At 72.8% G+C, this 17,041-nt stretch carries 21 protein-coding genes; 13 read left to right on the top strand and 8 right to left on the bottom strand.

Translation table 11 applies throughout. The features are described from left to right. Nucleotides 1-29 precede the first annotated feature (29 nt). Together AA23TX_RS36040 and AA23TX_RS36035 are read right to left on the bottom strand one after the other, a co-directional pair. Nucleotides 30-548 carry a hypothetical protein gene (locus AA23TX_RS36040; RefSeq protein ID WP_155547150.1) on the bottom strand — a complete coding sequence of 173 codons (519 nt, stop codon included), beginning with the start codon at nt 546-548 and terminating at the stop codon, nt 30-32. A 53-nt stretch (nt 549-601) separates the two neighbouring features. After that, on the bottom strand, nt 602-1,762 hold the full coding sequence (locus AA23TX_RS36035) for an LLM class flavin-dependent oxidoreductase (RefSeq protein ID WP_155547149.1): 1,161 nt from the start codon (nt 1,760-1,762) through the stop codon (nt 602-604). A gap of 154 nt (nt 1,763-1,916) precedes the next feature. Between AA23TX_RS36035 and AA23TX_RS36030 the strand changes: the two genes are divergently transcribed. From AA23TX_RS36030 to AA23TX_RS36015, 4 genes are all read left to right on the top strand, one after another. Next, nucleotides 1,917-3,467 (top strand): HD domain-containing phosphohydrolase, encoded by a 1,551-nt coding sequence (locus AA23TX_RS36030; RefSeq protein WP_155547148.1) that lies wholly within the window; start codon nt 1,917-1,919, stop codon nt 3,465-3,467. Nucleotides 3,468-3,544: 77 nt separating this feature from the next. After that, nucleotides 3,545-3,910, top strand: a complete 366-nt coding sequence (locus AA23TX_RS36025; RefSeq protein WP_155547147.1) for a DsrE family protein — start codon at nt 3,545-3,547, stop codon at nt 3,908-3,910. Nucleotide 3,911: 1 nt separating this feature from the next. Continuing rightward, nucleotides 3,912-4,283, top strand: a complete 372-nt coding sequence (locus AA23TX_RS36020; RefSeq protein ID WP_155547146.1) for a hypothetical protein — start codon at nt 3,912-3,914, stop codon at nt 4,281-4,283. A 92-nt stretch (nt 4,284-4,375) separates the two neighbouring features. Then, nucleotides 4,376-4,642, top strand: a complete 267-nt coding sequence (locus AA23TX_RS36015) for a GlsB/YeaQ/YmgE family stress response membrane protein (RefSeq protein ID WP_155547145.1) — start codon at nt 4,376-4,378, stop codon at nt 4,640-4,642. A 3-nt stretch (nt 4,643-4,645) separates the two neighbouring features. Here the strand turns inward: AA23TX_RS36015 and AA23TX_RS36010 are convergent, their stop codons facing one another. Together AA23TX_RS36010 and AA23TX_RS36005 are read right to left on the bottom strand one after the other, a co-directional pair. After that, complete coding sequence (locus AA23TX_RS36010; protein WP_155547144.1) at nt 4,646-5,737, bottom strand: S1 family peptidase; 1,092 nt, start codon at nt 5,735-5,737, stop codon at nt 4,646-4,648. A 182-nt stretch (nt 5,738-5,919) separates the two neighbouring features. Then, the gene (locus tag AA23TX_RS36005; RefSeq protein ID WP_230862922.1) at nt 5,920-6,738 is read right to left on the bottom strand and encodes a helix-turn-helix domain-containing protein; all 819 of its coding nucleotides are present in this window, start codon (nt 6,736-6,738) and stop codon (nt 5,920-5,922) included. Nucleotides 6,739-6,802: 64 nt separating this feature from the next. Between AA23TX_RS36005 and AA23TX_RS36000 the strand changes: the two genes are divergently transcribed. The 4 genes from AA23TX_RS36000 to AA23TX_RS35985 all read left to right on the top strand — a co-directional run bounded on the left by AA23TX_RS36000 (nt 6,803) and on the right by AA23TX_RS35985 (nt 10,047). After that, a complete protein-coding gene (locus AA23TX_RS36000) occupies nt 6,803-7,609 on the top strand; it encodes an alpha/beta fold hydrolase (protein ID WP_155547143.1) in 807 nt (268 codons plus the stop codon). Nucleotides 7,610-7,679: 70 nt separating this feature from the next. Continuing rightward, a complete protein-coding gene (locus tag AA23TX_RS35995) occupies nt 7,680-8,480 on the top strand; it encodes an alpha/beta fold hydrolase (protein WP_439328788.1) in 801 nt (266 codons plus the stop codon). After that, nucleotides 8,480-9,703 (top strand): PP2C family protein-serine/threonine phosphatase, encoded by a 1,224-nt coding sequence (locus AA23TX_RS35990; RefSeq protein ID WP_196425677.1) that lies wholly within the window; start codon nt 8,480-8,482, stop codon nt 9,701-9,703. Before AA23TX_RS35995 ends, AA23TX_RS35990 begins: the two co-directional genes overlap by 1 nt. Beyond that, nucleotides 9,700-10,047: an STAS domain-containing protein gene (locus AA23TX_RS35985; RefSeq protein WP_155547141.1), complete on the top strand. Its 348-nt coding sequence runs from the start codon at nt 9,700-9,702 to the stop codon at nt 10,045-10,047. Before AA23TX_RS35990 ends, AA23TX_RS35985 begins: the two co-directional genes overlap by 4 nt. Nucleotides 10,048-10,060: 13 nt before the next feature. Here the strand turns inward: AA23TX_RS35985 and AA23TX_RS35980 are convergent, their stop codons facing one another. Further along, nucleotides 10,061-10,663, bottom strand: a complete 603-nt coding sequence (locus AA23TX_RS35980; protein ID WP_196425676.1) for a hypothetical protein — start codon at nt 10,661-10,663, stop codon at nt 10,061-10,063. A 100-nt stretch (nt 10,664-10,763) separates the two neighbouring features. Between AA23TX_RS35980 and AA23TX_RS50840 the strand changes: the two genes are divergently transcribed. After that, complete coding sequence (locus AA23TX_RS50840; protein WP_277875445.1) at nt 10,764-10,895, top strand: hypothetical protein; 132 nt, start codon at nt 10,764-10,766, stop codon at nt 10,893-10,895. A gap of 102 nt (nt 10,896-10,997) precedes the next feature. Next, nucleotides 10,998-11,423 (top strand): pyridoxamine 5'-phosphate oxidase family protein, encoded by a 426-nt coding sequence (locus tag AA23TX_RS35975; protein ID WP_155547140.1) that lies wholly within the window; start codon nt 10,998-11,000, stop codon nt 11,421-11,423. A gap of 190 nt (nt 11,424-11,613) precedes the next feature. Here AA23TX_RS35975 and AA23TX_RS49785 read toward each other — a convergent pair whose 3' ends face one another. After that, nucleotides 11,614-12,009: a hypothetical protein gene (locus AA23TX_RS49785; RefSeq protein ID WP_196425675.1), complete on the bottom strand. Its 396-nt coding sequence runs from the start codon at nt 12,007-12,009 to the stop codon at nt 11,614-11,616. Nucleotides 12,010-12,109: 100 nt separating this feature from the next. Continuing rightward, entirely contained in the window at nt 12,110-13,141 is a 1,032-nt protein-coding gene (locus AA23TX_RS35965; protein ID WP_155547139.1) for an ion channel, read from the bottom strand. A 196-nt stretch (nt 13,142-13,337) separates the two neighbouring features. On the opposite strand from AA23TX_RS35965, the gene AA23TX_RS35960 reads away from it, so the two are divergent. From AA23TX_RS35960 to AA23TX_RS35950, 3 genes are all read left to right on the top strand, one after another. Then, nucleotides 13,338-15,359, top strand: coding sequence for an MGH1-like glycoside hydrolase domain-containing protein (locus AA23TX_RS35960; RefSeq protein ID WP_155547138.1), 2,022 nt, complete (start codon nt 13,338-13,340; stop codon nt 15,357-15,359). A gap of 161 nt (nt 15,360-15,520) precedes the next feature. Next, nucleotides 15,521-15,838 carry a hypothetical protein gene (locus tag AA23TX_RS35955; protein WP_230862921.1) on the top strand — a complete coding sequence of 106 codons (318 nt, stop codon included), beginning with the start codon at nt 15,521-15,523 and terminating at the stop codon, nt 15,836-15,838. Between the two features lie 36 nt (nt 15,839-15,874). Continuing rightward, nucleotides 15,875-16,348, top strand: coding sequence for a hypothetical protein (locus AA23TX_RS35950; RefSeq protein WP_155547137.1), 474 nt, complete (start codon nt 15,875-15,877; stop codon nt 16,346-16,348). Here the strand turns inward: AA23TX_RS35950 and AA23TX_RS35945 are convergent. Continuing rightward, nucleotides 16,338-16,994 carry a TetR/AcrR family transcriptional regulator gene (locus AA23TX_RS35945; RefSeq protein WP_155547136.1) on the bottom strand — a complete coding sequence of 219 codons (657 nt, stop codon included), beginning with the start codon at nt 16,992-16,994 and terminating at the stop codon, nt 16,338-16,340. The two genes, AA23TX_RS35950 and AA23TX_RS35945, sit on opposite strands and share 11 nt — an antisense overlap. Between the last annotated feature and the right edge of the window lie 47 nt (nt 16,995-17,041).

Raw genomic sequence — 17,041 nt, 5'->3', positions numbered from 1 at the left:
AGGACAGGACCTCCTGCCCTGCCGCCCCACTACTCCTCGTCGGATACCGGCGGGATGTGCGCCTGAACCTGAAATCGCGGTCGTCTCCGAAAACCTTTGACTCGCAGAGGATTGAGGTACAGGTGCGACCGAGCTCGCGCGATCAGTGCGAACTCGCGAAGGTAAGGCCAGACCGGTGTTCCTTCCTGCTGCGAGTCACGGAGCGCGAGAAAACCGGTCTTCTCCGCGGCATCGACTACCCGCACTACAGTCTGTCCCCACAGCGCGATCGCGTCACGCATCGAGACATACCGGCGACAGCAGAGGAAACCCAGCATGTTCATGGATGCGAGCGCATGGTTGGCCGACCGGAAGTCTTCTGCGGACAGCGCGTCCGGCAAGTCACCGGTCTCCCTCATCTGAAAGACCACCCGCCGGCCGTGCTGGTTCTCCGGCAAGAGTTGCCTTTCGTGAGAGTCGAGAAGGAGATCCCTGCGAGACATTCGCCGGTTGTAGACGAAGACGAACGTGCTGACCAACACAGCGATGAACGACACGACGACGGCCATGCACGGAGGATGCCCGACAACGACTCGTGCGACAACCGGCCGCCCCACCGTCTTCATTCCAGGTCGGGGATCAGCTCGCCGATCAGCCGGATGCTCTTCAGGACCTTCTCGTGCGGAATCCCGCCGATCTGCTGCAGGCACATCAGCCGGTCGATCCCCAGATCCGCGTACGCGCGCAGCTTCTTGCGGCACGTCTCCGGGCTGCCCACGATCAGCGAATCCTGCGCGCTCAGCACCTCGAACACCTCCTCGTCGCGGACCGGCTCGCCCTGGAGGATCCGGGCGATCAGCAGGTTCGCCTCCGACGGCGCGGCCGCCGCTTCGCCGCGGAGGAAGTCGCCCGTCAAGCCCGGGGACTTCATCAGCTCTTCGTTGCGGGCGTTGGCGCGGACGAACTCCGTCGCCGCTTCGAAGAACGTCAACGCCGTCACCGTGTACCAGGCCGCGGCCGCCGCCGCGCCGTTTCGCATCGCCTCCTCGTCGGTGTCCGCGCAGTGGACGAACGTGAAGAACCCGACCTGGTCGTTGACGAACGCCCCGACCGGGTCGGTGCACGAAGCGGCCGCCGCGCGGTACAGGCCGATCAGGCGGCTCGCGCGCTCCAGCGACTCCCACATCGTCGTGCCCAGCACGCCCACCCCGCGGCGCCCGGCCTCCTCGAACGACGCCGGGCTCGCCGCCGCCTGCCAGAGCGGCGGGTGCGGCTTCTGCAGCGGCTTCGGGCCGATCCCGGCGTCGTCGACGCGGTAGGCGTCGCTCGCCCACGAGAACCGCTCGGACGTCCACATCTTCGGCACCATCTCGAACGCCTGCTGCGTCTGGGCGCGGGCCTCGTCGGGCTCGATGCCGAACAGGCGCCACTCCGGGATCGTCGACCGGGTCAGGCCCAGCTCCACCCGGCCGCCGCTGAGGTGGTCGAGCGTCGCCGCGCGCTCGGCGACGCGGATCGGGTGGTTGAACCGCCCCGGCGCGAGCACGGCGGAGTGGCCGAGCCGGATCCGGCTGGTGCGCTGGGAAAGCGCCGCCAGCATCAGCTCGGGCGCGGACGACAGGCTGAACTCCCCCGCGCCGTGGTGCTCGACCTGCCACCAGCACCCGTAGCCCAGCTCGTCGGCGAGGACGGCCTGCTCGATCGCCTGCCGGAACCGCAGCTGCTCGTGTCCTTCGGGCCAGGGCCGCGGGTTCTGGATCTCGTTGAACAGGTCGATCTTCATCCACGGCCTCCGCGTCGTCGGGGGTCCCGAAGGATCAGGCACCGAGAAGTCAGACGCCGAGAGCGACCGGGGCATTACAGATGGTCACCCGGACGGAGCAGCTTGGTCACCGGCCGTCCGGGTGGCACGCTTCTCCCGAAGGAGAGGCGATCCCATGGCCGTCCAGCCGAGCGGGCCGGGGCGGGCCGAGGTGCTCGCCGCGCTGTCGCTCGCCATCGATCTCGGCCTGGGCCAGCCCATGGAGCACATGCTGCGCTCCGCGCTGATCGCGACCCGGCTCGCCGAGCGGCTCGGCCTCGACGAGGACCAGCGCGACACGGCCTTCCACGCCACCCTCGTCGCCTGGATCGGCTGTCACGCCGACTCCCACGAGCTGGCCGGGTGGTTCGGCGACGACATCGCCTTCCGCTCCGCCACCTACCGCGTCGACTGGACGGGCTGGCCGTTCCTGCGCCTGCTCGCCGCGCACGCCGGCCGCGACCGCGCCCCGGTCGCGCGGGCCGTGCTCGCCGCCGCGTTCCTCGCCAGGGCCCGCGGCCGCCTCGCCGCGCTGATCCACTCCCACTGCACCTCCGCCGGGCGGCTCGCCGACCGGCTGGGACTGGGCGCGGCGGTCGGCACCGCGCTGGCCGGCACCTTCGAACGCTGGGACGGCAGCGGCCTGCCCACCGGCGCCCGCGGCGACGGCCTCCCGATCGAAGTGCGCGTGGTGCACCTCGCCGAGGTCGCCGAGGTGTACCTCCGGCGCGGCGGGGTCCCGGCCGCCGTCGCGATGGCCGAAGCGCGCAGTGGCACCCAGTTCGACCCCGCCGTCGTCAAGGCCTTCACGGACGCCGCCGGAGAAATCCTGGCGGGCCTGCTCGAAGACGACGTCTGGACGACCGCGCTGGCGCAGGCTCCCGACCGGACGCTCACCGACACCGAGCTCGACGACCTGCTGACCGCGATCGGCGACTTCGCCGACCTCAAGTGCCCGTTCGCCCTCGGGCACTCGCGCGGGGTCGCCGATCTCGCCGCCGAGGCCGCCCGCCTCAGCGGGATGTCCGAAGCGGACGTCCGGCTCGTCCGGCGCGCCGGGCTGGTGCACGACCTCGGCCGGATGGGCGTGCCCAACAGCATCTGGGAAAAGCCCGGCCCGCTGTCCGGAGCGGAATGGGAGCGCGTCCGGCTGCACCCCTACCTGACGGGCCGGATCCTGCGCCGCGTAAGGGGTTTGGAGCAGGTCGCCGTCATCGCCGCGGCGCACCACGAACGGCTCGACGGCTCCGGCTACCCGCTCGGCGCGGCCGGGGTGGCACTGGCGCCGCACGCCCGGCTGCTCGCCGCCGCCGACGTCTACCACGCGCTGCGCGAACCGCGCCCGCACCGCCCGGCGCGCGACGCCGTGGACGCGGCGGAAATCCTGCGGCAGCAAGCGCGGGAGTCCCGATTGGACGCGCACGCCGTCGACGCCGTCCTGCTGGCCGCCGGGCACGCGCGGCGACGGCCGTCGCACCCCGCCGGGCTGACCGGCCGCGAGGTGGAGGTGCTGCGCCTGCTCGCCGGCGGCGGCTCGAACCGCGAGATCGCGCGGACGCTGTCGATCAGCGAGAAGACCGTCCGCAACCACGTCGAGCACATCTACGCCAAGGCCGGGGTGTCCAACCGGACCGGTGCCGGGCTGTTCGCCCTCGAACACGGCATCAGCGGTCTCCCCGGAAGATGAGGCATCCGCCCCATGCGACGGCGGCCGGGCGCGAACGAGGCTGAGCTCCTGCGAACAGCCGAACCGAGGAGCCCGCCATGCCCACCCGAGCCGTCATCAGCCTCACCACCGGACTCGAAGACCCCGAGAAGGTCACCGTCGCGTTCCTCGTCGCCGTCGGGGCCGCCGAACAGCACCGCGCGACCCTGATGTTCCTCACCAAGGAGGCGGTCCGGCTCGCGCTCGACGGCTTCGCCCAGGCCACGGCGTGCGAAGGCTGTCCGCCGCTGACCGAGCTGGTCAAGCGCTACGAGGCCGCCGGCGGCCGCTTCCTCGTCTGTCCCATCTGCTTCACCGCCCGCCACCTCACCGACGACACCCTCGTCGCGAACGCGTCCCTCGGCGGCACGGTGCCGATGTGGGAGTGGATCGGCGACGAGCCCGTCACGACGTTCAGCTACTGACATGACCACCGCAGGCGAAAAATTCGCCCGTGCGCTCGCGGCCCGCGATTCCGCCGCGCTGCGTGCGGTGCTGGCCGGCGAAGTCGACTTCGCCGCACTGACCCCGGGCCGCCACTGGACGGCCACCGACCCGGCGGAGATCGTCGACGACGTGATCTTCGGCCACTGGTTCGGCCCCGGCCGGACGATCCTCGAGCTGTGCTCGGTGACCACCGGGCGGGTCGCGGACTGCGAGCACGTCACCTACCGGCTGCGGGTCGAGCGCGACGGCGTCGGCCACCTCGTCGAGCAGCAGGCCTACTACACCGCGCGAGACGGCGAAATCGGCTGGCTGCGCGTCCTGTGCTCGGGCTACCGGGCCATCGCCGGCTGAGAATCCGATCACGTCGGCGTGGCTCGACGCGCCGGGGCGCCGTCCGCCTGCCATCCTCTTGCGGTCAGGAAGACAGGCGGACGGAGGCACCCGTGGGCGTCATCAGCTGGATCGTGCTCGGACTCATCGCGGGTGTGATCGCGAAGGTGCTCATGCCGGGCAAGGACCCCGGCGGCTGCATCATCACGATCCTGCTCGGCATCGGCGGCGCCTTCGTCGGCGGCTGGGTCGGCAAGACCCTGTTCCACACCGACCTGGGCACCTTCTTCGACCTGCGCACCTGGGGCCTCGCGGTCCTCGGCGCGCTGATCATCCTGGTGATCTACCGGATGGCGTTCGGCCGGAGCCGCCGGGACTAGCCGCTAGTTCAGCGCCACGCCGTACGCGCTCAGCGCCTCGCCGACCGGCTGGAAGAACGACGTCCCGGTGCCCTTGCCGGACGTGATGCCCAGGCCGACGCTGCCGGCGAACAGGCAACCGCCCGAGTCGCCCGGGTTGACCAGCGCGTTGGTCTGGATCAGCTGGGACACCGATCCCTCGGCGTAGTTCACGGTGACGTTCGTCCGCGTGACCGAGCCCGACGTGAGGTGCGTCGTGCTGCCGCTCTTGCTGATGCGCTGCCCGACCGTCGCCGTGCCCGCGGAGCTGATCCGCTGGGTGGAGCCGTTCCACAGGGTGACCGCGCCGGGGGCGCTGCCGGTGGTGTTGCGGATCAGGCCGTAGTCGTTGCCCGGGAAGCTCGAACCCTGCGACGGCCCGACGTTCCACTGCGAGACCGCGCGCGTGCAGTGGCCGGCGTCGACGATGTAGTTGACGCCGCCGCGGTTGGTGTTGAAGCCGGCCGAACAGCGGGTGCCGCCGCCGGTGATGGCCTCGCCGTTGTAGATCGCGGCGTGCATCCCGCCCGCGACCCGTTCGACCCGGACCCGGTCACCGAGCGCGGAAGCGGCCCGCAGCAAGGCATCGGTACCGCGCGCGGCGTCCGCCACGGTCACCACGACCTGGTTGGTCTTCGGGTCGAGGCCGACCGACGTGTGCGCGACGGCGGGCAGGGCCTCCAGGGCGTTCTGCGCGCCCGCCAGCGCCGCGCTCGAGTGTTTGACGAGCCGGGCCTGGCCGCCGGCGGCGACGACCTGGTCGGCGGCCGCCTGGTCGAGCACGTTCACCACGGGCTTCGCGGCGGCGTCGAGGTAGCCGTCCGCGGCGCGGGCGCCGAGCGCGGCGGTGACCCGGTGCAGGGTCTCGACGCCGGCCGCCTGCGTCCGCAGGACCGCGACGGCGGCGGACTCGCTGATCCCGGCGTCCGCCGCGAGGGAGGCGACCGCGTCGCGTTGCACGTCGGGCGAGTAGCCGTCGACGGTGCCGGCCGTGGCCGGGCTCGTCAGGAAGCCGGCGACCGCGACGGCGGCCGCCAGTCCGGTGGCGGAGCGGGCGAGCAGGTGTCTTGTGCGCATGCCGGGACTCGCTTTCACGGGGGAACCGGCGCGAGGGATGGCCGCGCCGGTCGCGGTGGGGTCCGGTGTTCCGGTGCGCCCGAGGGTGAGCCGCGACCGGGAGCGGCGGTACCGACTTTCGTCGTACAGGACAAAAGATAGGTATCGGACAATTCGCCCCGCGCACAGTAACCGCACAGCGACTACCGCGAAGACGGCCACGCGACGTCGTCGACGGTCAGGAAGGGCTCGCCCGCCACCGTCGCCGGCGTGATTCCCGTGAACGCCCGGACATCGCGGTGCAGGTGCGACTGGTCGGCGTACCCCGCGTCGGCGGCGACGAAGGCCGCCTCCTGACCCGCGACCAGCCGGTGCACGGCGTGGTCGAACCGGACCAGCCGCGCCGCGCGCTTGGGCGGCAGGCCGATCTGCGCCTGGAACCGGGACCACAGGCGCTTGCGGCTCCAGCCGACTTCGGAAGCGAGCCGCTCGACGCGGACCAGACCGCGCGTGCGGACCAGGCGCCGCCACGCCCACGCGACCTCCGGATCGGCCGCCGGTCCGGCCTCGGCGCGGCGGGCGAGCACCGCGTCCGTCAGCGCGAACCGCTCGTCCCACGACGACGTTTCGCTCAAGCGCTCGGCGAGCCGGGCCGCGTCGCGGCCCCACAAGTCGTCCAGGGCCACGAAAGCGCCGCCCAGCTCGGCCGGGCGGACACCCAGGACCGCGCCCGCGACGGCCGGGGGCAGGCGGACCTGGACGCACGAGAAGTCCGCCGCCTGCCGCACCCGGGTCGTGCCGAACCCGAGCCCGGCGACGACGCTCCCCCGCCCGGCCGCGCCGGACAGGACGACGGTGCCGGGACCGAACACCAGGGCCAGTGTCACGGCCGGCGGCGGGATCAGCCGCAGGCCCGCCGGGGTGCGGCCGCGATCGGCGAACCCGGCCATCGTGGCCCCGGGCAGCCGGGAGGGCGACGCCGGGAGCGCGACGTCCCACAGCACCTCGCCGGCCGGCCCCATGGTCCCAAGCTACGCGGAACATTCGTCCAAGCCACCGGCGTTCCCGAGCGGCCAGGGTCGGCCCATGACGAACCTCCACACGACCGACGACGGCCCCCGCGACGCCCCGGTCCTGCTCCTGATCCACGGCTCCGCGTCCTCGGCCCGCTCGTGGGACGCGCTGCTCCCCCTGCTGACCGGAACCCACCGCGTGGTCCGGATCGACCTGCTCGGGCACGGCCGGTCGGCCAAGCCGGACGACGCCGCGTACGACGTCCCCGAGCAGGCCCGCCGGGCCGGTGAGGCGCTGGACCGGCTCGGCGCCGGGCACGCCGTGGTCGTCGGGCACTCCAGCGGCGGCCTGGTCGCCACCGCCCTCGCCGAGCGGCGGCCCGCGCTGGTGACCGCGCTCGTGCTCGTCGACACCGGGCCGAGCCTGGACACCTACATCGGCCCGCAGGTCGCGTTCGACGCCGAGCAGTGGGCGCGGCTGACCGACGAGCAGATCCGCCAGGCCATGGCGTCCGCGTTCGGCCGGCCCGGCCACGAGGCGCCCGCGCCGCTCGTGGACGACGTGCGCGGGATGACCTTCACCTCGTTCACCGCGACCCAGCGCGGAGCCGTCGAATACCTTGCGCGGCAAGCGATCCCGGACCGGCTGCGGGCGCTGGGCACGCCAGTGCTGGTGCTCTTCGGCGAAGACGACCGGCGGTGGCGGCCGTCGAGCTCCCTCGCGGCCTATCGCGCCGTGCCGGGCGCGCGGGTCGTGCCGCTGCCCGGCGTCGGTCACTCGCCGATGCTGGAAGACCCGCCGCGGACCGCCGAGGCGCTGCTGGCCTTCACCGCCTCGCCCGCGCTGAGCAGGGAAAGCCCGGCGCGCCCGCGCCCGTAGCGGCCGGGCGGGTCCGACCACGCCGTGGCTCGGCCGACGCCGCGGGTGCCCGGGTGGCAGGATGTGCCCGGTGAGCATGCGCACCAGGAACAACGTGGTCGTGACCGGACGCGAAACGGGGCCGACGGTCCTGCTCGCCCACGGTTTCGGCTGCGACCAGAACCTGTGGCGCCTCGTCGTCCCCGCCCTGGCCGAGCGGTACCGCGTGGTGCTGTTCGACCACACCGGCGCCGGCCGCTCGGACCTGTCGGAATGGACGCCGGAGCGCTACGGCACGCTCGACGGGTACGCCGACGACGTCCTCGCCCTGTGCGAGGAGCTGGACCTGACCGACGTCGTGCTCGTGGGGCACTCGGTCAGCGCGATGATCGCGGTGCTGGCCGCCAACCGCGAGCCGGCCCGGTTCGCGAAGCTGGTGCTGCTCACACCGTCTCCGTGCTACATCGACGACGAGGACTACCGCGGCGGGTTCAGCCGGGCCGACATCGACGAGCTCCTCGACGCGCTGGAGTCGAACTACCTGGGCTGGTCGGCGGCGATGGCGCCGGTGATCATGGGCAACCCGGAGCGCCCGGAGCTGGGCGAGGAGCTGACGAACAGCTTCTGCCGGACCGATCCCGCGATCGCGCGGGTCTTCGCGCGCGCGACGTTCCTCTCCGACAACCGCGCCGACCTGGCGAAGGTCTCCGTGCCGACGCTGGTCCTCGACTGCGCCCACGACGCCATCGCGCCCCCGGAGGTCGGGCGGTTCACCCACGCGCGGATCGCGGGCAGCCGCCTGGTGACGCTCGACGCGACCGGGCACTGCCCGCAGCTGAGTGCCCCCGAGGCCACCGCGGCCGCGATCACGGCGTTCGTGAGCGGCCCGTGATGTGCGAAGCCGGCGCGAGCGACCGGGAGAACACCGGCCCGGCGTTTTCCGCGCTGCTGGAAGACAGCGCGGAGGACCTCTACGAAAACGCGCCCTGCGGGTACCTCTCGACGCTGCTGGACGGCACGATCGCGAAGATCAACGGGACGCTGCTCGCCTGGCTGGGTCACGAACGCGACGAGATCGTCGGCCGGCGCCGGTTCTCCGACCTGCTCACCGTCGGCGGCCGGCTCTACCACGAGACGCACTTCGCACCGCTGCTGCGGATGCAGGGCGAGCTCGGCGGCGTCGCCTTCGAGATGAAGACGGCGGGCGGCGCCCGGCTGCCGGTGCTGGTGACCTCGACGGTCAAGACCGGCTCCGACGGCGAGGCGCAGCTGATCCGCACCACGGTGTTCGACGCGAGCGACCGCCGCGCCTACGAACAGGAGCTGCTGCGGACGCGCGACGAGGCCGAGCGCGAGCGCGACCGGGTGCAGCGGCTGGCGAGGACGCTGCAGCAGACGCTGCTGCCACCCGCCCTGGCGGAAGTGCCCGGGATGCGGGTGGCGGCGTACTACCACCCCGCGTCGGCCGACCAGGTGGGCGGCGACTTCTACGACCTGTTCCCGGTCACCGGCGACACGTGGGGGTTCTTCCTCGGCGACGTCTCCGGCAAGGGCGCCGCGGCCGCGGTGGTGACGTCGCTGGCGCGCTACACGCTGCGGGCGGCCGCGGTCCACGACCCGGACCCGACCGTCGCGCTCGGCACCCTCAACACGGTGCTCAACCGGCAGTTCCACGGCACCGACCCGCGCTACTGCACCGTCATCCACGGCCGCATCCGCCCGCACGGGGACAGCGCGACGGTGACCCTGGCCGGCGGCGGCCACCCGCCGGCGCTGCTGATCCGGGCCGGCGGGACGACGTCGTTCCTGCCGCTCCCGGGCGGCCAGCTGGTCGGCGCCCTGCCCGGTGCGCGCTTCGCCGCGGTGGACGTGCGCCTCGAGCCCGGGGACACCGTGCTCCTCTACACCGACGGGCTGACCGAAGCCCGCACGCGCGGCCGCACTCGCTACAGCGAGGAGCAGCTGCGCGACGACCTGACCGGCCTGGCTCCGACCACCGCCCCCGCGGTGGTCGAGGCGGTCACCGCCCTGCTGGCCGGCTTCGGCGACGGCGTCGAGGACGACACCGCGCTGCTGGCGTTCAGCATCCCCCTGCCCGGAGGCGACCAGCCATGACGAGCCCCTTCTCGACTTCGACCGAACCGGCCGCCACCGGCCCCGTCCTGACCGTCCGTGGAGAGCTCGACGTGGCCACCGCGCCCCGGCTCCGCGCGCGCATCGCGGAGCTCACCGTGACGGCCGGCCAGCTGCTGGTGGTGGACCTGGCGGACGTGACTTTTTGCGACTCCAGCGGGATTTCGGCCCTCATCGCGGCCCGCAACGTCGCGGAGGCGGCCAAGGCGAAGGTCGCGCTGGTCGCCGTGCCGGCCCGGCTCACGCGAACGCTCACGCTGACCGGGCTGGCGGACTTCTTCCCGACCTACGCGACGGCCGGCGACGCCATCGCCGCCCACGCCTGACCGCCGGCAATCGTCAGAGGCAGGGCGGCCGGTAGCCGTCGACGCGCAGGCCGCGGAACTCGAGCCGGTTGGGCGTCTTGCCGACGAACACCAGGCCGCGGGCCTCGGCGAGGGCCGACGCGAACGAGTACGCCGGGGTGCCCAGCTCCGGCAGCGACGTCCAAGCCTCGGGCCGGAAGCTGAAGAACTTCGTGACGAGCTTCCCGCGGGTCGAGGGCACCGGGGTCAGCCACTTGTCACCGCCGCTCCAGTGGGACGCCGGGCGCAGCTGGACGTAGAGGTCGTCGGTCGCGCGGTAGGTCAGCCAGAACCCGGTCGAGTGGGAGAGGTCGGCCTGCGCGTCGAACTGGTTGCCGAGCCAGACGACGACCACGTGCCACTCGGCATTCAGAAACGTCACCTTCGCCGCGTACCGGTGGCCTTCGGGGACGAGAAGGGTGCCGGTGGGCGGGACGGTGGCGCCTTCGCCGCTCGCGAGCCACTGCTGCAGCCGGTCGATCGACGGGGTCGAGCACTCGCAGCCGGGCCGCGAAGACGCGTTCGCAGGCGGGCTGACCAGGGAAAACACGAGGAGGGATGCGATGATCGCGAGCGTCCGGGCGAAGGCGAGGCGCATGCCGGGAAGCTACCAGAACCGGTGTGCTCCGCGTCACGGAATGCGGGCGGATCTTGGGCGCTACAGAGGGTAGGAACCGTACGAATCCCTAGGGAGGGCCATGTCCGCCACCACGACGCCGGAGAGCACGTCCACCACCCCGGTGGTGCCCGCGCTCGACGACTTCGACTTCGAGCTGACCGACGGCGCGGCCTGCCGCATCGACGACCCGGACTGCGAAGCCTGCCAGTGAGGCCGCTGCCCCGGCGCGGATCCGCGCCGGGGCCCCGGGCTCGTTCCGGAGCACCTGCCTCACCGCGCGCACTTGTCGGTGGTGCGCGGTAGCGTCACGGATATGGCACTTTCGGTAGCGGAACGCGAGCAGTTCCTGGCGGAACCCCACATCGGCGCGCTGTCGGTGACCGAGCGGCCGGACCGCGCGCCCCTGACGGTTCCCCTGTGGTACCAGTACACCCCGGGCGGCGAGCTGTGGGTCCGCACGGCACCGGGCTCGCGCAAGATGAAGGCGATCGACGCGGCCGGGCGGTTCGGCTTGCTGGCGCAGCGGGCCACCCCGACGGTCCGGTACGTCTCGGTGGAGGGCCCGGTGACGAGGACGGAACCGGACACCCCGGAGCGGGCCCGTGAGATGGCGGCGCGGTACCTGCCGGAGGAGAAGGTGGACGGCTACCTGGAGTTCGAGCGGACGCAGATGGCCGAGCACATCGTGGTCTTCCTGCGGCCCGAGCACTGGCTTTCCCTGGACATGGGAACGGTGTGACGGGAGGCTCGCCGTCCGCTTCGGACCGCACCGGAGCGGCGAGCGGCTGACCGGCGCGCGGTGTAGCAGTGCGCAATGCCGCATGCTCGGCGGCTCGGGCCCCGTAGCGAACTCCGATCGGGCGCGACCGCGGGAAAGCGAGCGCCGCGGTGCGTCCACGTCCGGCTACCCGCGGTGCGCGAACCCTCGCTCAGTGGTAGGGCGCCTCGCGCGGCGCTTGCCGAGCCCGGGGCGCCTGCGTACGAGGCACCTGCGGCCGCGGCGCCTGCGCTCGTGGTGCCTGTCCACGCGGGACCTGCGGCCTCGGCGGCGGCGGGCGCCGCACCGGGGGGCGGGCTCCGGCCGGGCGGGGTGCTCGCTCGCGCCTCTCCGGCTCGGGCTCGCGGACCGGGGCCCGGGATGGGCGGTTCGCCCACGAGTCGAACAGCACGATCAGCGCCGCGAACGCCGCGCAGCCCAGCCCCAGTGCCACGTTGACCAGCGACCCGATGATGCCGGCCACCAGCAGCACCGGCAGCACCGCCATCAGGCAGAACGGGTCGATCCTGCCGAACTTCGGGCGGGGTGGCCCCTCCCGGGGACTCACCGCGCGACCTCCGCTTTCCCTCGCGCCATGGTCGCAGTATGCAACCCGCAGCCCGAACCGGCCACCACCAGCCTCCAGAAATCCGGACAAAGCGCGTGAATCACAGCTCCGCGTCCCGCAACGCCGTCTCGATCTCGCCGCCGGTGAGGCGGCGGGGGCCGACGTAGTACAGCACCGCGCCCGCCGCCAGCTCCGCGTCCCAGCCCGGGTTCACCACCAGCCCTTCCCCGGTGCGCGCGGCCAGCACCGTCGCGCCGTACGCGCGCCCGAGCGCCGTCCGGCAGCGAGAGGCCGGCAGCCGGCCGAGGGACTCCGGGAGCGTCACCGAGAACGTGTCCGCTCCACCGGCCGTCATCAGCTCCGCGTAGACCTCGGCGATCCCCGGCGACGTCAGCTCCTCGGTCACCATCCGGGGCGTGTGCCACTGCACGCAGCGGATCCGCGGGTCCACGTAGCGCACCAGCTCGGCTCGCTCGAGGTCGCGCAGGGTGACCACGACGTGCGACGCCGGACTCGCGTGGACCACGGTCACCGCGACCGCCAGCGCCTCGTTGTCGTCGGCCACGTCGACCAGGACGGCGGCCGCGCGCGGCACGCCCGCCTTCTCCAGCACCTCGGCGGCCGTCGGCTCGCCGCGGACGAAGTCCACCGGCTGCCCCGGCATCGGGTGCGCCGGCACCTGCGCGCACAGCACCAGCCCGGTCACGCCGTCGGCGAGCAGCTGGGCGACGATCCGCTCGGTCCGCCCGGCCGCGTACCCGATCAGCACCGTGTGCCCGGTCGCGCGCACCGCCTCCGTCCCCTGCATCCGCCGTCCCTTCGCCTGTTCCAGCACCGAAGCGAGCTTCGTGAACACCGTCGTGAGCGTGGCGAGCCCGCCGGCGATGACGTACGCGCCCACGAAGTGCCCGGCGAGCGTCTCGGGCGAGAAGTCGCCGTAGCCGACCGTGGTCGTCGTGACGACGAAGTACCACCAGTAGTTGCCGGGCCGGACCAGCTCGCTGCCCGCCGGCTCGGCCAGCGCCATCAGCGGCCAGCTCGTCGCGAACACGACCACGACGACGGCGACCGGCACGAGCCAGCCCCGGTTCGGTGCCCAGCGCGCGAACAGCCGCGAGAGGAAGAACGTCACCGATCCTCCTCGCCGGCCGCGATCATGGTCCCGACACCCGATCACACGGTGCTACCAGGCACAACGGTCTTTACCGGACCGTGACGGCGGCCCGCACGGGCGGACAGGAACGGACAGGATTCCCGCGTTGCCCGGGAAAAACCCGCGCACCGTGGTGCAATGACGCCGGTCCCCCGGCGCCGGAAGAGGTACGCGCATGAGGAAACGGGTCCGTTCGACGCTCGTCGCGGTGGCAGTCGCGGGTGGGGTGATCGCCGGTCCGGCGGTCGCCAGCCCGGCGCCGCCGAAGCTCGAGTTCGCGAACCCCGCCAGCCAGGCCCTGTTCGGCACCGCGTACCAGGCGGCGCTCGACAACCTGTTGCACACCAACACGATCGGCTACGACGCGAAGTACGACAAGAGCGGCCTGCTCGACCCGGCCACCGGCATTGTCCGCGCAGGTGGCGGGTACGGCCAGCCCTGGACGCGCGACGCCTCGATCAACAGCTGGAACGCGACCAGCCTCCTCGCCCCCGCCTTGGCGGAGAACACGTTGTGGGCGGTCGTCGACAAGGACGCCGGCGGCGCCCTGCGCGTGCAGCAGGACGACCAGCAGTGGGACCAGGTCGTCTGGGCGACCGCCGCGTGGCACCACTACCTGGTCACCGGCGACGGCGGGTTCCTCGAAAACGCCTACCGCACCACGGCGGACACGCTGGCCATCCGCGAACACGCCACCACGGCGGGGTTCAACGCGAAGTACGGGCTGTTCACCGGCGCGTCCTTCTTCAACGACGGCATCGCCGGCTATCCCGCGCCGCCCGCGGACGCCACCGAGTCGGTGAGCACCGGGAGCATGCCGTGGCCCGGCGTGGCGAGCGGAATGTACCTGAGCACCAACGAGGTCTACTACGCCGCCTACGTCAACGCCGCGAACATGGCGGAGAAGCTCGGCCGTCCCGGCGCGGAGGTCGCCGGCTACCGGACCCGCGCCGCCGCGCTGAAGACCGCGATCAACCAGCGCTTCTGGAACGCGAACACCGGCCTGTACGACTACCAGCTCCTCGCCGACGGCTCCCGCGGCGCCTACCAGGAAGGCACCGGGCTGGCGTTCGCCCTGCTCTTCGGCATCGCGAACCCGGCCCAGGCGCGGTCGATCCTCGCCCGCGCCCAGGAGATGCCGTGGGGCATGCCCGACACCTTCCCGAACTGGAACCGCTATTCGGACGCGCAACCGGGGCGGCACAACGCGATCGTCTGGCCGCTCGTGCAGGGCCTGTGGGCCAAAGCGCTGGCCGGGCAGGGAAACCAGAGCGCCTTCGCGGCCGAGACCGCGCGCCTGGCCAAGCTGGCGGACAACAACAGCGGCTTCTGGGAGATCTACAACGGTCACACCGGCGTCGTGGACGGCGGCTACCAGCGGCTCGGCGACACCGTGAAGTTCCACTGGGGCTCCGAACCCGACCAGACCTGGTCGGCCACCGCGTTCCTCGACATGATCCACACCGGCCTGTTCGGGCTGACGTTCACCGACCGCGGCCTCGCGTTCGCGCCCGACCTCCCGGCGGGCTGGGGTGACGTCACCCTCCGGAACCTGGGCTACCGCGCCGCGAACCTCACGATCACGCTGCGCGGGGCGGGCACCAAGATCGGCTCGTTCACGATCGACGGCCGTTCCGCGCCGGGCAATGCCATCCCGTCGACGCTGAGCGGCAGCCACACCGTCGCGATCACGCTGACCGGCGCGGTCGCCGGCGATCGCGACGGCGACGGCGTACCCGACGCCGCCGACCGGTGCGCCGACACCGCGGGCACCGTCGACGGCTGTCCGGCCCCCGGCCACCTCGAAGCGGAGGACGCGGTCAACACCGGCGGTGTGAAGACGAACGTGAACCACACCGGCTACTCCGGCCGCGCGTTCCTCGACGGGCTCTGGTCGCCGGGCGCGGCGTCGTCGTTCACGCTGCACCGGACGTCGGACGCGCCGGGGTCGGCCGCGATCACCGTGCGCTACGCCAACGCCAACAGCGACACCCGCACGATGACGCTGTCGGTGGACGGGCGCCCGCTGCGGCAGGTGAGCTTCCCGAAGGTCTCCGACAGCTGGGACGCCTGGGGCACCACGACCTTCGCCGACGTCCCGCTCGCCGGGCGGGACCCGGTGGTCACGCTGTCGTACGCGGCGGGTGACACCGGTTCGATCAACCTCGACTGGCTGGCCGCCTCCCCGGCCGGCTGAGGTACGCCGGCGCGTCCGTCACTCGAACCGGTGAACCGCCCGTCCGGCCGTCATAGCCGTGACGGCGTCCCCTCTAGTCCTTTGTTCGCGGTGGCCGGGCGGCACGCCCCCCGACCGGCCGGTCACCGCGCACACGCACCCGGGCCCCGCATACTGGGCTGGTGAGCGAACCGATCCCGCTGTTCCCGGTGACCCGCGTCGATCCCGAGCGGTTCGCGGCCGCGCAGCACCGCCTCTTCACCGGGATGCGGCTGCGGATCGGCCGGTCCGGCGTCGCGCACCGGGTCGCGTGGGTGCCCTGGCTCGACGAGCTGACCCTGCCCGCGCCCGCCTGCCACCAGGGGTGGTCGGGGCTCGGCGCGGCGGGCGAGATCACCCCGGTCGACCTGCCGGTGACCTGCCGCAAGTGCCTGCGCCTCGGCGGCGAACCGGACGATCCCGCCCAGCACACCCTTTTCGCGCTACCGGAGCGGCGCTGACCGGTTAGGCCCGTCGCCGCGGGGTACTTCGACCGGATGACGGAGAACCGAGACCCCGGCGGGCCGATCCGGCAGTTCACCGCCGACCTCGTCGAGGCCGCGATGGCCGGAGCGTACGAGGAGGTCGCCGACACGCTGGGGGCGCTCACTCGAGCCGGCTCCCCGCACGCCCCCGCCGAAGTCGTCGCCGAGCTGGTCGACCGGTGCGCGGGCGTGGTCCACGCCCGGCACCCGGCCGGTCCCGGGTCGATCTTCACCATCGTGGTGGCGGACGACCAGGCCCGGCCGGTCGAGGTGGACCGGCTGCCGCCGGGCCCGTTGGCCGCGCTGCGAGCCTTGCTCGCGGCACTGGGCGACGACGTGGAGAGCCGCGACATCCAGGTGGAGCTGGCGTCCCGCGGGGAGCCGGACGACGTCGTCTGCGTCGTGATCCACCTGCTGGTGTGGCTGGTCGAAGTGTCGGACAGCTCCACGGCGGCACTCCCGTCGCTGAGCTGCTTCACCCCGTGACCGCAGACCGGGCCAGGGCCGCCACCTCTTCGTCGATCAGCAAGCCCGGATCGAACCGCATCCCGGCGAAGTGACCGGCCAGCTCGAGTGAAAGCACCCCGTGCAGCCGCGTCCAGAACGCCAGCGCGCGGTGCAGCACCACCGTCGGCGCCGGGTCGCCGCCCGCCCACTCGCGGTGGTCGGCGAGGTGGCCGTCGAACGCGGTTTCCGGACCTCCGCTTCCCCGCTCGCCGCACGCGTCGATGAGCACCGCCATCACCTCGTGCGAGATCGCGGTGGTGTCGCCGGGGGCGTGGTAGCCGGGCACCGGCGTGCCGTAGATCAGGAAGTAGCGCTGGGGGTCCTGCCGGGCCCAGTCCCGGATGACGTGCGCCAGGCCGGCCAGGTCCGCCCCGCCGTTCCGGGCCTCCCGGACGGTGTCGGCGATGCTCCGGTACGCGTCGCGGATCAGCGCGGTGATCAGCCCGTCCCGGCTCGCGAAGTACCGGTACAGCGCGGGCCCGCTCATCCCGAGGCGCTTGGCGATGGCGTTGAGCGACAACGCCGGCACGCCCGCCTCGGCGATCTGCTCCCACGCGTGCTGCTTGATCTCCGCGCGCACCTGCGCCCGGTAGCGCTCGCGTGAGCTCGGTCCCGCGTCCGTCATGAGCGGCTCCCTCCGGTTGGTTAGAGGCTATCACTTTTCTTATTGAC

This window comes from Amycolatopsis camponoti, assembly GCF_902497555.1.
Lineage (GTDB): Bacteria > Actinomycetota > Actinomycetes > Mycobacteriales > Pseudonocardiaceae > Amycolatopsis > Amycolatopsis camponoti.
Note: the sequence above shows the minus strand (reverse complement) of the source record. Positions and strands in the feature narration are given on the sequence as shown.